A 14,172-nucleotide genomic window follows, 5' to 3' on the forward strand; every position below is an offset into this window, starting at 1 on the left:
TTCAAATCCTGTCTTCCCGATTTTCCAAAAACACGGGGCCTTAGCTCAGCTGGGAGAGCGCCTGCCTTGCACGCAGGAGGTCAGCGGTTCGATCCCGCTAGGCTCCACTTATTTTAATATATTTTATGGCGGTGTAGCTCAGCTGGCTAGAGCGTACGGTTCATACCCGTGAGGTCGGGGGTTCGATCCCCTCCGCCGCTACCATAAAGGACCTTTAGCTCAGCTGGTTAGAGCAGACGGCTCATAACCGTCCGGTCGTAGGTTCGAGTCCTACAAGGTCCACCACTAAAGCTTTATATCTCGGAGGTATACCCAAGTTCGGCTGAAGGGATCGGTCTTGAAAACCGACAGGCGGCGAGAGTCGCGCGGGGGTTCGAATCCCTCTACCTCCTCCATTTTTTCTAAATTAAATATTTTATCATCGCGGGGTGGAGCAGCACGGTAGCTCGTCGGGCTCATAACCCGAAGGTCGCAGGTTCAAATCCTGTCCCCGCAACCAAATGGTCCCGTGGTGTAGTGGTTAACATGCCTGCCTGTCACGCAGGAGATCGCCGGTTCGACCCCGGTCGGGACCGCCATTTTTTTACATAAAGGCTCGGTAGCTCAGTCGGTAGAGCAGAGGACTGAAAATCCTCGTGTCGGCGGTTCGATTCCGTCCCGAGCCACCATTTTGAAGTCGCAAGCCGACTTAGCTCAACTGGTAGAGCAACTGACTTGTAATCAGTAGGTTGGGGGTTCAAGTCCTCTAGTCGGCACCACTTTCAAAATGAGCCATTAGCTCAGTTGGTAGAGCATCTGACTTTTAATCAGAGGGTCGAAGGTTCGAATCCTTCATGGCTCACCATTTACAATTTAATGCGGGTGTAGTTTAGTGGTAAAACAAGAGCCTTCCAAGCTCTGGTCGAGAGTTCGATTCTCTTCACCCGCTTTTCAATTATGGGCCTATAGCTCAGCTGGTTAGAGCGCACGCCTGATAAGCGTGAGGTCGATGGTTCGAGTCCATTTAGGCCCACCATAATTATTCCGCAGTAGCTCAGTGGTAGAGCTATCGGCTGTTAACCGATCGGTCGTAGGTTCGAGTCCTACCTGCGGAGCCATATTATAGAGAAGTACCCAAGTGGCTCAAGGGGCTCCCCTGCTAAGGGAGTAGATCGCGAACGCGGTGCGAGGGTTCGAATCCCTTCTTCTCTGCCAGAATTGGCCCGTTGGTCAAGTGGTTAAGACACCGCCCTTTCACGGCGGTAACACGGGTTCGAATCCCGTACGGGTCATACTAAAAGAGATAGCATAATCTGCTATCTCTTTTTTGTTGTGTAAAAGCGGACTTTGGATAGTCTGCTTTTTTTATGGATTTTTTGTGTCTTTAATGCTTGATAGTAATTATTGCAATAAGTTGTAGGAGATTTATATATATGCATTTATTTTTGCAACCTTTTTATTCTCTCATTCGACTATATTAGTAAAGGGAGGAAGAAATAAAAATGGACATAGCCTATCTAGTAAACCAAGCAACAAGAGGAAATGATCAAGCATTTGAACAACTTATTACTTTTGTTCGCCCAAAGCTATATCGAACAGCCTATTCTTATGTAAGAAATGAACAAGATGCACTGGATATATACCAAGAAACAATTTATGAAGCATATCTTTCATTGAGAAAATTAAAAAAGCCGGAGAAATTTCAAAGTTGGATTACTAAAATTCTTGTTTTTAAATCCATTGATTTTGTAAGAAAGTCCTCTAGACAATTTGTTGTGAATGATGAAATGTTATCTAATTTATGTACAGAAGAGAGCATGAATAAATTAGAGCAATCGCTGGATTTAACCGAGGCATTTAATTTCTTAGATCCTACTTACAAAACCATTATTTTATTAAGGTATTATCACGATTTATCTATTAAGGAAATTGCTGAGGTTCTTAATTCTCCAGAAGGAACGGTAAAATCTCAATTACATCGAGCAAAGCAAGCCTTACGCCCCATTTTAAAGGAGGGATATAGTTATGAATAAAGAAGAAATTAATCACCATATCAATGATATTCCTATACCAGAAGATCGGTTAATTCAAAGAGAAAAAACAGCCATGCTTCAAGCTAAGAAAAATCAGTACCGTAGAAAAAAAACAATTAAGTATTCTAGTCTTATTGCTTGTGGAATATGTGTTTCTCTCTTAGGTTTTGGATTCATTTCTCCTACCATGGCAAAGACATTATCGGGTGTTCCAGTTATAGGCTCCATTTATGCACAATTTAATGATATTGCTTCTGATAAAATTGAAAAGGATGAGCTTGCCACATCAATTGAGAGACGAGATAGTCATAGTGGTTTAACGATGAATGTGAAAGAAGCTGTTTACGATGGTGGACGTTTAGTGGTCACGGTGGAATACAAAGGAGAGAATCCTATTTCCAAAAGTAATGAAGAGAAAGCTGGATTTAGTTATATAACCATTAATGGGAAAGAAGTCAGAGCTGCAATTGGTTCTACTTCACAGAAGTCAAAAGGACAAAACACCATTATTGAGCAGCATGAATTTACTCTGGCTAATTACGGTGAATTTGGTGATAAAATTGATGTTTCCGTCCATGGGAAAGATTTATTTGAACAAACAGGAATATGGAACGTAGCATTTCCTCTTACAAAAGTTGAAGGTGAGATTCATAAATTCACTCCTAATATAAAAACATCAACGAAAGATAATTTATATGCATTAACAGTAAATCAAGTAACCTTTTCTTCACTTTCAACGAGGATTGATTTGACCTTTGATTATCCAAAAGAAATGGAAGCTAATGATAGCTGGCCAGCACTTGATTATACCGTAACTGATGATAAAGGAAAAATCTACGAAGGAGTCAGCTTGCAAGTTGGTAGCACGGGACTATACGGACACCATATTGTTTTAGCTCTTCCACCAATGGATAATCCTCCAAAATCCTTAACAATTGAACCTACGTATCTTAGTGATCTAAATGATACATTAAAAAATGGAGGTGCTGAAGATTTAAAAACGACTGTGTTGCTACAATAATTAAAGAGCTTTGCTAGGTTCACATGTTTATTGACTGTTAATAAGTGACGGTATGTTAATTTGACGTGTATGGAAAAAACATCGCTGTCCAGCTAAGATAAATTTGTATCCATATAATCAAAAGACGCTATTCTTTTTGTAGAAATATACAGAAAGGATGGCGTTTGTTATGCTGTTATCATTGTCGGTTTTTGTCGGTAAGTCGATATATTGCAAAAATCGCTGATATATTTGGAGTTACGGTCCATATATTTAAAAAATCGCTGATATAATTTCACTTACCGACAAAAATATAAGAAAATCCCTTTCACAATCTAAAGAAAACGTCTCCATTGAGATGGATTCCACACCTATTCCATCAACTTTACACTCTATGTGAAAAAGTTCACAAATAGGCCATAATTTGTGAAGTAATTCACAATAATACGTGCTACAATATGAATGTAAAGAAGTTAAACAACATTAAATTAGTATTTTAATTAATTACTTAAACAATCATAAAAAATATATGTGAACAATAGAGAGGGGAAATTACCATGAAAAAAGGTATCAATCGTGTAGTATTAGTAGGAACAGGAGCTGTAGGTTGTAGTTACGCTTACTCAATGATCAACCAAGGTGTAGCTGAAGAATTCGTATTAGTAGATGTTAATGAAGCAAAAGCAGAAGGGGAAGCAATGGACTTAAGCCATGCGGTACCATTCTCTCCATCACCAACAAAAGTTTGGAGCGGTAGCTATGCAGATTGTAAAGATGCAGATCTAGTTGTTATCACTGCTGGATTACCACAAAAGCCAGGTGAAACTCGTTTAGACTTAGTTGAGAAAAATACAAAGATCTTTAAACAAATCGTTCGCGGCATTATGGATAGCGGGTTCGATGGAATCTTCTTAATCGCAACTAACCCAGTTGATATTTTAACTTACGTAACTTGGAAAGAATCTGGTTTACCAAAAGAGCGCGTAATCGGTTCTGGTACTACTTTAGACTCTGCTCGTTTCCGTTACATGTTAGGTGACTACTTAGATGTAGATCCACGTAACGTTCATGCTTACATCGTTGGTGAACACGGTGACACTGAACTTCCAGTATGGAGCCACGCTACTATCGGTGTACAAAAACTAGAAACAATCTTAGCTAACAACGAACAGTACAAACAAGAAGACTTAGATAAAATCTTCGAAAATGTACGCGATGCAGCTTACCATATCATCGAGCGTAAAGGTGCAACTTACTACGGAATCGGTATGTCACTACTTCGTGTAACTAAAGCAATCTTAAGCAACGAGAACAGCGTATTAACTGTATCTGCATACCTTGAAGGACAATATGGTGAGAAAGATGCTTTCGTAGGTGTTCCAGCTGTTATTAACCGCGAAGGTGTACGTGAAATCGTAGAACTTGAGCTAAATGAAGAAGAAAAAGCGAAATTCGCTCATTCTGTAAAAGTATTAAAAGAAACAATGGCACCAGTACTATAATAATTGCTAAATAATTCAGAGGCGGGAAACTGCTTCCTACCTCTGAGTTTTTATATAATTTAATATAAATTCCTTTTCCGGTTTCCCTTGTATATCCCCAATATACCCCTTTTGCTGGATAAGGGTCGTTTATAGAAAAGAGCACTCTACTTTATATAGAGTGCTCTTTATTATTATTTTTTAGGTGTTAATCCTAATTTCTTTAAAATATCTGCCAGTGTACCGCTTTTTGATTTTTCAACAGGTATTTGTGATTTAGATGCATCTGGTCCTTTTTTCAAGAAGTTCTTTTCAACGAAACGAATATCTTTTTCGTCGACAATGCCATCTTTGTTAAGGTCGCCGTCTTTCACAGATAGTCCTTTTTTACCATAGTTGCTAGCGATAATTTCAGCATCTTTCATATCAATTACTTTATCAGCATTTACATCGCCAGCAAGGTTTTCGTCAGGTCGTGCATAATAATATTGACCAAGTAGTTTACCATCTTTTTCAGTACCTAGTTTTGTAGTTAGTCGGCTTGTTAAATGTCCTGGAACCTCCACGTATAAGTTATAATCACGTTTATTAACAGGAAGTCCATTCAATTTGAAGTAACCGTATTTATCAAGTGAGCCTTCAAACTTATGACGGTAAGAATCTGTTGCATATACTTTTACACCAAGCTTTGTATAATCAAATTTCTCATCTAAATATCCACGTTCATTTAAGAATGCACCAGGTTTAATATTTCCTTCTACTTTTGAGTTTAAAGACATAACTGAGAATGTTTGATCTTGAAGCACACGCATTCTGCTTGGCTCTGATTCACCTTGTTTCCAGTAAACGAACACCGGTAAATCTAATTGAGCATTTGCTTCATAAAACTCATCATTTTCTACCTTGAAAGTTACATCAATGAACGGGAAGTCACCATCTAATCCGGCGAAGTTTTTATCATCGATAGCTCCGCCTACTGTAACAGAACCTTCTTCTAGTTTCGGCTCATTTACTTTTGCGGTTACCCCTTTTTCAGAAAGGAGTTTTTCAAAAGTAGGATTCAATTTCGCATTTGCAAATTTGAAGTTCTTCTCTAGGAATTTTACGTTAAATTCTCCAGATACAAATTGTTTCACATGTTTGGCGTTTAGTGTCACAGTGAATTCATCATCTTTATATAATTCTTTTTTATCATAACTAGCTTTTGCATATTGAGCACCTTGCGGAATAAACCAATAGTTATTTACACCGCTTGGATAGTCAGGACCTGCAGTTGCATAATCGAAAATATATACGCCTGTGTTCATTGGACCTTCAGTTTTAAAGGAATCAGGTGTAATACCAACTTTAAAGTCACCATTTTCAGTAATAGGTAAAAACTTCTGCAAGTAGGGAGAATAGTCATAGTACATAACGCCGTTCGCTTCTTGCGTAATGTTTAATCCTTTTCCTCTTAAGTAGTCAACGTTAGAATCATATACATTTCCTTTAACCCATAGTGCTTTTTTACCGTCTTCTACTGTATAGTTTTCTTCATTTAATTCATAAATACCAGGCTGTAATCCAGTTAATTTCACTTCTGGCGGTGTATTATCAATTACGACATAATCACCTTTCACACGTGCTTTCCCGGCTTTATCGTAGCCAACAAATTCAATTGTGTAATCTCCTTCTGGTAAGTCGATTTTTTCATCACCAATTGGTTTTGCAGGATCATTTGTAAAAGGATACACTCTGCCGTTAAAGAATGAATCTAAATAGTAATACACATCTGTTTTTAATCCACTCGTGTTTAATGTTCCGATGAAGCCAAGTGCTTTATTTGTTTTGGAATCTTTCACGATAAGATCTAACGTTTCAAGTTCGCTATTTAATTGGAACGCCCCGTGAACATATGATTCGCGGTATGGATTGAATGTAGATGTATCAGTTGAGATTGTTTTTCTTGATAATAGTGCATTTTCAATACCAGGCTCTGACACACGAATAGAGAACGGAATTTGATACGTTTCTTCTTTATTTTTCGTATTTGTAATATGAATATATCCTTCATATCGGCCTTGCTTTGCACCAGCAGGAATATTAATTTTTGCTTCAATTTCATCTGATTTACCAGCATCAATCGTAATTGTTTCAGAAGTAGAAATTTTTACACCGTTTGCGGTAGCGTCATTAATGGCAGAAGAAGCTGGTGTATAAGAAATTTCTGTTTTAAATTCTTTCTTCTCTTGTTTATTGCGGTTTTCAATTTTAATTTTTCGTTTTTGTTCAATGGATTCCCCGTCTTTTTGATAGTATTTACCGAATGCAATGGATCCAGTTTCGTCTGGTACTTCAATCACTTCATCATTGACAATTGTTTTTGTCGTATCTAACACTTTAAAACTTGTTTCCGTGTGAACAGAGTTATAAGCATCTACTCGTCCAGCTCCAACTTCATATACGGAATACTTTTCTTTTAAATCATCAGCTGTGTTCATAAGAGATGCCTTTACATCGAATGGAGAGTATTCTGGGTGTTCTTGCAAAATAAGAGCAGCAACGCCAGCGATATGAGGAGATGCCATGGATGTTCCTTGCATACGTTCATAGGAAACATCGTAGTTTTCACCTTCTTGCGGGTCGTTAATATATTCAGGTACTGTTGAAAGTACCGCAACACCAGGTGCTGTAATATCAGGTTTAATATCATCATTTGATGTAACAGGGCCGCGTGAGCTAAAGTCTGCAAGATGATCGCCTTCTGTTTGAATATAATTTATTTCATCGAAAGTTAAGGATGTTTTGCCTTGTTCAATTTGAGCTTTTAGTTTTTCGCCATCTTCTTTCGTTAGGCGGAATGCTGGAATGTATTTTGTACTTTCGCCAATATAGTAAGGAATTTCTCCATCCACATTGTTATAAATAATAACTGCTTTTGCACCAGCTTGTTTCGCATTTGCGATTTTTTCATCAAACGAGATTGTACCACGTGCAACGAGAGCGATTTTTCCTTTTACATCTTTTTTACTAAACTCGTCAGGAGTACCGATTCCTACAGATTCAATAGGGAGAGATTGTCCTTTGAAATCCTCTATTTTATCAGTGAAGTTTTTGCCGAATAAAATTAGGTTAGGGAATTGTAATTGCCCAGCATGACCGGATAGTTTCGGTAAGGAAATAGAGCTATCACTTGCTCCAACTGTAATAGCAAATGGAGAAGCGCCTGGTGACCCAAGTGTCGCTGGATTTGGGCCAGAGTTCCCGGCAGCAACGACTGTAAAAACGCCCGAAAGCATTGCGTTATTGACAGCGATAGACGTTGGATCAAGCGGATTGTTGCTATCGTCACCTAACGATAAGTTAATGACGTTCATACCGTCAGAAATAGATTTATCGATTGCAGCAATAATACCAGAACTATCGCCGCTTCCGTAAGGACCTAGTACACGATAGTTATACAGTTCAATGTCAGGTGCAACACCTTTTACTGCGGAATCTGATTTATTTTTCTTTTGAGCAGAAACGATACCTGCTACGTGAGTACCATGCGCAGTATAGAAGGAAGAACCACGATCATCAAATTCAGGAGCGCCAGATTGTTGCCACTCTGTATAAGTTGTTTCCATCGGATCTGCATCGTTATTAATAAAGTCCCAACCTTTTACGGAGTTTGGGTCTACCTTACTAGAATCCTCACCCGATTTTGCGCGATAGCCTTTATACACGTCTTTTAAGTCAGGGTGATTGTAATCAATACCTGTATCTAGTACACCAACTTTAATTCCTTTTCCGGTAATGCCCTCGCTATGTAACTTATCTACCCCAATTTGGGGAATGCTATCTGTTAGTTTTTGAGGTGCTTTCTGCTCTGCTTGTTTTGGTAAATTTAATTTCACTTCGTAATCTTTCCAAATACGTTTTACAACGCCAATGCGTAACAATTCTTCAACTGTATTTGCAGGTAACGTTAGCGCAACACCATTTATAGCGTGCTTATAAGAACGTTTAATTAGTACAGACTGGAAATTCCCTGATTTTACTGATGGGCTGAATTGATAAAGGCGTTTTAATCCTTTTTGGAATTCCTCATGTTCTTGATCAATACGTGCCTTTATATTTTCAGGAGCAGCTTGTAATCCTTTTTCTTTTTGTTTTAATTCATTAATCTTTACTGGAGCAGTTTGAAATTCTACAATGATATTTACTGGTTCAGAACTACTCGTATTAATATCTGGCGAAATAGTAAAACCAGGATTGGCATCTAACGTTTGTAATGCTTGGCGCTGTTCTTTAGAAAGTTTTGATAGTAAAGACTGGGCGTTTGAAGAGTCAATTTGGTTAATAGGGTTTTCAGCAAGTACATTGAACGGAAGGGCAGTTGAAAATAGAACGCCAGCCGTCACAATTCCGGTAACAAAACGATTTTTCTTTTTCATATATAGGCCTCCGATAATTTATATTTTAAAAATTATTTCTCCACGCCTGGTGTTTGTTCTGCATGAAATGTCCAGTTTAGCTGCAGGGAATCACCCTGGAATTTATTTTGATCTTGGTCGTTGTCTTCAAAGGAGAAGAGAACGTGTAAATAATCTGTTTCACCAGATTTAATACCATCTATTAAGTTATGACGTTCTAGAGAAGTAGCTACATCCTCCGGTTTCATAGTTTTTAATTCTGATAATTTTGTTTCCCACAAAATTTCATGATCATCGTTTGGATTAGATGGCTTTCCATCATTCACTAAAAATTTGACGATGATGTGATCGCCTAAATCTTCACCATCATTATTTTGCTTTGCATCTGTAACTTCATAGGATGTTTCAAGTGCTACTTTTGCAATATGCAATGTTCCTTTATTTTCAAGCTTGAAGTTTCTTTCAATCAAATCACCTGGTTTTAAATCTTTCACATTAACAATTACACTTGGGTTAATAGAAAGATCTAGTGTACCAGCTTGAAATGAGTTACTAGATGTTTCAGAATCACTGAAATAGGCGAATACACCGCCGAATGTAAGGGATAAGCCAAGTGAAGCTGTGACAACTCCCATTCCAACCTTTTGTTTTAATGACATAAGAAAGCCTCCTAATTTAATTTTTTATCAAACTTTTTCTTGGAGCATGGACAGAGTAAACATAGTGTTTCAGTATGAATTATATTTGCGAGAGTTCGTAGTTCTTTATTGAGAACAAGTATATGCTTATGAATTTTCCATTTCAATAAAATTGTGACAAAAAATGTTGAGAAACATTTTTTTATGACAGATTATTTTGTTGTGATTTTAAGTGATAAATAGCAAGTAAAATAGAATCAATCTAATGAAATAAAGGTTGAGAAATAAATAAGAGGATGAAAGACTAGTAGGAAATGAAGCGTTTGCAATGGATATTCGTCAAAATTCGATATTTTACACAGTAAATTTGAATATTTTAAGCGAAATTAAAGAAAAAAACGAATATTTTTTAAAAAATAACAAGGATATTTCAGTTTTTCGCAGAAATGATAAAGAGTAAAAAAATTCTGTCATCTTAGTGAGGTGAACATATTGGATGTAATAAATTGTGAAGAAGTGAAACGAGATGAGTTTCATACAGAAAAGTACTATGACAGTTATAACATCTTTGGGGCACATATTGTGACGGAAGATGGGATGCGAGGTGTACGATTCACAGTATGGGCTCCTCATGCGAAAGCAATGAGTGTTGTTGGAGATTTTAATGAATGGGATTATGAGCAACATAAGATGCTACAAGTGACAGAAGAGGGGATTTGGTCCTTGTTTGTACCGCATATTCAAGAGAATGAGATATATAAGTATGCGATTGAAACGATGGACGGTGACGTTATTTTAAAAGCAGATCCTTACGCAGTATATGCAGAAGTAAGACCAAATACGGCATCTGTAGTTTTTGATATAGAGGGATATGAATGGAATGATAAAAACTGGATTCGTAAGAGAAAGAAAAAATCGATTTATAAAGAAGCGATGACAGTTTATGAATTACATTTCGGTTCTTGGAAAAAGAAAGAAGATGGCGCTCTGTATTCTTATAGAGAAATGGCCGAGGAGCTCATTCCGTATGTGGTGGAACATCAATTTACACATATTGAAATTATGCCGCTTGTTGAGCATCCATATGATCGTTCTTGGGGATATCAAGGGACGGGATATTATGCAGCGACAAGTAGATTCGGCACGCCACATGATTTGATGTATTTTGTCGATGAATGTCATAAATATGGAATCGGTGTCATTTTAGATTGGGTGCCGGGGCATTTTTGTAAAGATGCTCACGGTTTATATTTGTTTGATGGGACACCGACTTATGAATATAAAGATATAGATGTACAAGAAAACCTAGTATGGGGAACTGTTAATTTTGATTTAGGGAAGAGGGAAGTACGTAATTTTTTAATTTCAAATGCGTTATTTTGGATGAAGTATTTCCACATTGACGGTTTCAGGGTGGATGCAGTTGCGAATATGCTGTACTGGAATAAAGAAGGACAAGAGCAAAGTAATGAGCACGCTGTTTCATTTTTACGAGAGTTAAATGAAGCGGTGTTTGCAGAAGATGAAGATTTTCTTATGACAGCAGAAGATTCAACAGCTTGGCCACTTGTAACAGCTCCAACGTATGAAGGTGGGCTTGGGTTCAATTACAAATGGAATATGGGCTGGATGAATGATGTGCTGAAATATATGGAGTGTGCGCCTGAGTACAGGAAGTATATTCATGAGAAAATGACGTTCTCTTTAATATATGCTTACTCTGAAAATTTCATATTACCGCTTTCTCATGATGAAGTCGTTCATGGGAAAAAGTCGTTATTAAATAAAATGCCAGGAGATTACTGGGATAAGTTTGCTCAACTTCGTTTATTATATGGATATTTCTTTACTCATCCAGGTAAGAAATTGCTCTTTATGGGTGGAGAATTCGGGCAGTTTGATGAGTGGAAAGACCTTGAAGATTTAGATTGGAATTTACATGATTTTGAAATGCATCGTTATATGCATGATTACTTTAAAGAGCTCATAGCATTGTATAAGCGCTCCAAACCACTTTGGCAGCTTGATCATTCACCTGAAGGATTTCAGTGGATAGATGCTAATAATCATGAGCAAAGTATTTTCTCGTTTATCCGCCAAGGGGATAAACAAGAAGATGCGTTAGTTGTCGTATGTAATTTTACGAAAGCTACATATGAAAACTATAAAGTAGGTTTGCCAGATTTCGAGTATTATAACGAGATTTTAAACAGTGACGCTGAGCAATATGGCGGATCGGGGCAAGTGAATAAGAAACGTCTCAAGACGATTCAAGAACCGTATCATAATCAAGCGGCACATGTAGAAATTACAATTCCACCATTTGGCGTATCCATATTACGACCAGTGAAGACGAGAAAGGGGAGCAAAAAACAAGATGGCTCAAAAGCAAAAGTGCGTAGCAATGTTACTAGCAGGGGGAAAAGGTAGTCGATTAAGTGCATTAACAAAAAATTTAGCCAAGCCAGCTGTTCCATTTGGTGGTAAATATCGCATTATTGACTTTACGCTAAGTAACTGTGCGAATTCTGGTATTGAAACGGTTGGGATTTTGACGCAATATCAACCACTCGAACTTCATAATTATATCGGAATCGGCAATGCTTGGGATTTAGACCGAGTAAGCGGTGGAGTCACAGTGTTACCTCCTTATGCGGAGTCTTCAGGTGTGAAGTGGTACACAGGTACAGCAAGTGCCATTTATCAAAACTTAAACTATTTAAGTCAATATGAACCAGAGTATGTTCTGATTTTATCAGGCGATCATATTTATAAAATGGATTACAGTAAAATGCTAGATTACCATATTGAGAAAGAAGCGGACGTTTCGATTTCTGTTATTGAAGTACCGTGGGATGAAGCGAGTCGCTTCGGTATTATGAATACGAACGAAGAGATGGAGATTGTTGAATTTGAAGAGAAACCGCAATTTCCAAGAAGTAATCTTGCATCAATGGGAATTTATATTTTTAACTGGGCAATTTTGAAAGAGTATTTAGAGATGGATGCAAGAAATCCTGAATCTAGTAATGATTTCGGAAAAGATGTACTTCCGCTTTTATTAGATGAAGGGAAAAAGCTGATGGCGTATCCGTTTGAAGGATATTGGAAAGATGTTGGAACGGTGAAAAGCTTATGGGAAGCGAATATGGATTTACTTCGCGATGAAACATCGCTGAATTTAAACGATCGTAATTGGCGTATTTATTCTGTGAATCCAAATGAGCCACCTCAATATATTGCAGAAAAGGCAAAAGTAGAAGAATCACTTATTAACGAAGGATGCGTCATTGAAGGGGACGTGAAGCATTCTGTATTATTCCAAGGGGTGACGGTGGAAGAAGGTAGTATGGTTATTGATTCCGTCGTTATGCCAGGAGCGAAGATTGGTAAAAATGTTGTGATTGAAAGAGCGATTGTTGGATCGGAAATGGTTATTGAAGATGGAACAATTATTCGTCCAGAAAAAAATGTCGACGATGTAGTACTCATTGCTGAAGGGAAATAGAAAAGGGGGATGAAATGAATGGGAGAAAAAATGTTAGGAATTATTAATGCAACGGGAAGTTTTCCTTCCTTAAAGAAAGTAACAGGGCATCGTTCATTAGCGGCGTTACCATTTGGGGGCCGTTATCGACTCATTGATTTCATGCTTTCAAATATGGTGAATTCTAATATTCATAGTGTAGCGGTTTTTACAAGTCATAAAAACCGTTCACTAATGGACCATGTTGGTTCAGGAAAACAGTGGGATTTAGATAGAAAAAGAGACGGACTGTTTTTATTCCCGCCAAATTGCCAATGTGACCAAGATGAATTTGGGTCTTTTGCACATTTTAGAAGACATATTGATTATTTTTTAAGAGCTAGAGAAGAATACGTTGTTATTACGAATAGCCATCTCGTAACAGCATTAAATTTTCAAGCGGTGTTAGAGCGACATATACATACGGCAGCTGATATTACTGAAGTTTGCCATGAAGGGGTTTCGCTTCAAACATACGTGTTAAAGAAACAATTATTGTTAGATTTATTTGAGACATATAAAGATGTGGAGCAATACAGTTTATTTGATGTAGTGAGAGAAAAGCGCGGAAAATCACTGCATATTGCTACGTATGAGCATACAGGATATGTAGCTATTATTGATTCAATTGAAAGTTACTATAAACATAGCTTAGAAATTTTGCAACCTGCTATTTGGAAGCAATTATTTAAGAAAGAAGCACCGATCTTTACGAAAGTAAAAGATGAACCACCAACTCGTTACCTGAAGGGTGCAGCCGTGAAAAATACAATGATTGCAAACGGCAGTATTATTGAAGGAGAAGTAGAAAATAGTGTTATCTCCCGTTCTGTTAAAATTGGAAAAGGCTCAATTGTTCGTAATAGCATTATTATGCAAAAGAGCAAAATTGGAGATAACTGTATAATAGACGGTGTTATTATTGATAAAGACGTGAAAATTGGTGACGGTGTTGTACTAAAAGGAAACGCCGATGAGCCATATGTTGTAGAAAAAGGAAGCATTCAAAACAGTACGATTAATAGTTATTCTTAAAAGAATCAGTGGGGGTTTTTCCTCCACTGATTAAAGCATTCATTCAAATGAAAACTCGAAGGGAGGAAGCTGCAAGGGAAGTC

Annotated in this window: 8 protein-coding genes and 14 tRNA genes; 20 read left to right on the forward strand and 2 right to left on the reverse strand. The window is 37.5% G+C overall.

Features of this window, described 5'->3' with window-relative positions; translation table 11 throughout:
- The first annotated feature begins 34 nt into the window (after positions 1–34).
- The 17 genes from DT250_RS21705 (at position 35) to DT250_RS21785 (ending at position 4,514) form a co-directional block, all read left to right on the forward strand.
- A tRNA-Ala gene (locus DT250_RS21705) sits at positions 35–107 on the forward strand.
- 20 nt (positions 108–127) lie between these two features.
- Positions 128–204: transfer RNA gene (locus DT250_RS21710), tRNA-Met, on the forward strand.
- Positions 205–208: 4 nt separating this feature from the next.
- Positions 209–285 (forward strand) — tRNA-Ile (locus DT250_RS21715).
- A 17-nt stretch (positions 286–302) separates the two neighbouring features.
- A tRNA-Ser gene (locus DT250_RS21720) sits at positions 303–395 on the forward strand.
- Between the two features lie 27 nt (positions 396–422).
- Positions 423–499, forward strand: a tRNA-Met gene (locus DT250_RS21725).
- Between the two features lie 3 nt (positions 500–502).
- Positions 503–578, forward strand: a tRNA-Asp gene (locus tag DT250_RS21730).
- 14 nt (positions 579–592) lie between these two features.
- A tRNA-Phe gene (locus tag DT250_RS21735) sits at positions 593–668 on the forward strand.
- A gap of 14 nt (positions 669–682) precedes the next feature.
- Positions 683–758 (forward strand) — tRNA-Thr (locus DT250_RS21740).
- Positions 759–768: 10 nt separating this feature from the next.
- A tRNA-Lys gene (locus DT250_RS21745) sits at positions 769–844 on the forward strand.
- A gap of 13 nt (positions 845–857) precedes the next feature.
- Positions 858–928 (forward strand) — tRNA-Gly (locus DT250_RS21750).
- Positions 929–938: 10 nt separating this feature from the next.
- Positions 939–1,015: transfer RNA gene (locus tag DT250_RS21755), tRNA-Ile, on the forward strand.
- A gap of 7 nt (positions 1,016–1,022) precedes the next feature.
- A tRNA-Asn gene (locus DT250_RS21760) sits at positions 1,023–1,097 on the forward strand.
- A 6-nt stretch (positions 1,098–1,103) separates the two neighbouring features.
- Positions 1,104–1,194 (forward strand) — tRNA-Ser (locus tag DT250_RS21765).
- 5 nt (positions 1,195–1,199) lie between these two features.
- Positions 1,200–1,271 (forward strand) — tRNA-Glu (locus DT250_RS21770).
- 210 nt (positions 1,272–1,481) lie between these two features.
- A complete protein-coding gene (locus DT250_RS21775; RefSeq protein WP_088609422.1) occupies positions 1,482–2,012 on the forward strand; it encodes a sigma-70 family RNA polymerase sigma factor in 531 nt (176 codons plus the stop codon).
- The gene (locus DT250_RS21780; protein WP_088064690.1) at positions 2,005–3,033 is read left to right on the forward strand and encodes a DUF4179 domain-containing protein; all 1,029 of its coding nucleotides are present in this window, start codon (positions 2,005–2,007) and stop codon (positions 3,031–3,033) included. The genes DT250_RS21775 and DT250_RS21780 overlap by 8 nt, the downstream gene beginning before the upstream one ends.
- A 536-nt stretch (positions 3,034–3,569) precedes the next feature.
- Positions 3,570–4,514: an L-lactate dehydrogenase gene (locus tag DT250_RS21785; protein WP_060632710.1), complete on the forward strand. Its 945-nt coding sequence runs from the start codon at positions 3,570–3,572 to the stop codon at positions 4,512–4,514.
- A gap of 173 nt (positions 4,515–4,687) precedes the next feature.
- On the opposite strand, the gene DT250_RS21795 is transcribed toward DT250_RS21785, so the two are convergent.
- Both DT250_RS21795 and DT250_RS21800 read right to left on the reverse strand, forming a co-directional pair.
- Positions 4,688–8,911 (reverse strand): S8 family serine peptidase, encoded by a 4,224-nt coding sequence (locus tag DT250_RS21795; protein WP_098133834.1) that lies wholly within the window; start codon positions 8,909–8,911, stop codon positions 4,688–4,690.
- A gap of 32 nt (positions 8,912–8,943) precedes the next feature.
- The gene (locus tag DT250_RS21800; protein ID WP_088064688.1) at positions 8,944–9,549 is read right to left on the reverse strand and encodes a CalY family protein; all 606 of its coding nucleotides are present in this window, start codon (positions 9,547–9,549) and stop codon (positions 8,944–8,946) included.
- A gap of 471 nt (positions 9,550–10,020) precedes the next feature.
- Between DT250_RS21800 and glgB the strand changes: the two genes are divergently transcribed.
- The 3 genes from glgB to glgD are packed head-to-tail and all read left to right on the forward strand — an operon-like array spanning position 10,021 to position 14,089.
- Positions 10,021–11,958 (forward strand): 1,4-alpha-glucan branching protein GlgB, encoded by a 1,938-nt coding sequence (gene glgB / locus DT250_RS21805; protein ID WP_149213700.1) that lies wholly within the window; start codon positions 10,021–10,023, stop codon positions 11,956–11,958.
- The gene (gene glgC, locus DT250_RS21810) at positions 11,906–13,036 is read left to right on the forward strand and encodes a glucose-1-phosphate adenylyltransferase (protein ID WP_000057613.1); all 1,131 of its coding nucleotides are present in this window, start codon (positions 11,906–11,908) and stop codon (positions 13,034–13,036) included. Before glgB ends, glgC begins: the two co-directional genes overlap by 53 nt.
- Positions 13,037–13,054: 18 nt before the next feature.
- Positions 13,055–14,089: a glucose-1-phosphate adenylyltransferase subunit GlgD gene (gene glgD, locus DT250_RS21815; protein WP_000504142.1), complete on the forward strand. Its 1,035-nt coding sequence runs from the start codon at positions 13,055–13,057 to the stop codon at positions 14,087–14,089.
- Positions 14,090–14,172 lie beyond the last annotated feature (83 nt).

Origin of the sequence: Bacillus sp. AR2-1 (assembly GCF_008368755.1) — a bacterium.
Taxonomy (GTDB): domain Bacteria; phylum Bacillota; class Bacilli; order Bacillales; family Bacillaceae_G; genus Bacillus_A; species Bacillus_A wiedmannii.

Bases quoted from the DNA above. Each gene is read 5' to 3' on its own strand.
- DT250_RS21775 (WP_088609422.1), top strand. From the start codon at position 1,482: ATGGACATAGCCTATCTAGTAAACCAAGCAACAAGAGGAAATGATCAA.
- DT250_RS21780 (WP_088064690.1), top strand. From the start codon at position 2,005: ATGAATAAAGAAGAAATTAATCACCATATCAATGATATTCCTATACCA.
- DT250_RS21785 (WP_060632710.1), top strand. From the start codon at position 3,570: ATGAAAAAAGGTATCAATCGTGTAGTATTAGTAGGAACAGGAGCTGTA.
- DT250_RS21795 (WP_098133834.1), bottom strand. From the start codon at position 8,911: ATGAAAAAGAAAAATCGTTTTGTTACCGGAATTGTGACGGCTGGCGTT.
- DT250_RS21800 (WP_088064688.1), bottom strand. From the start codon at position 9,549: ATGTCATTAAAACAAAAGGTTGGAATGGGAGTTGTCACAGCTTCACTT.
- glgC (WP_000057613.1), top strand. From the start codon at position 11,906: ATGGCTCAAAAGCAAAAGTGCGTAGCAATGTTACTAGCAGGGGGAAAA.
- glgD (WP_000504142.1), top strand. From the start codon at position 13,055: ATGGGAGAAAAAATGTTAGGAATTATTAATGCAACGGGAAGTTTTCCT.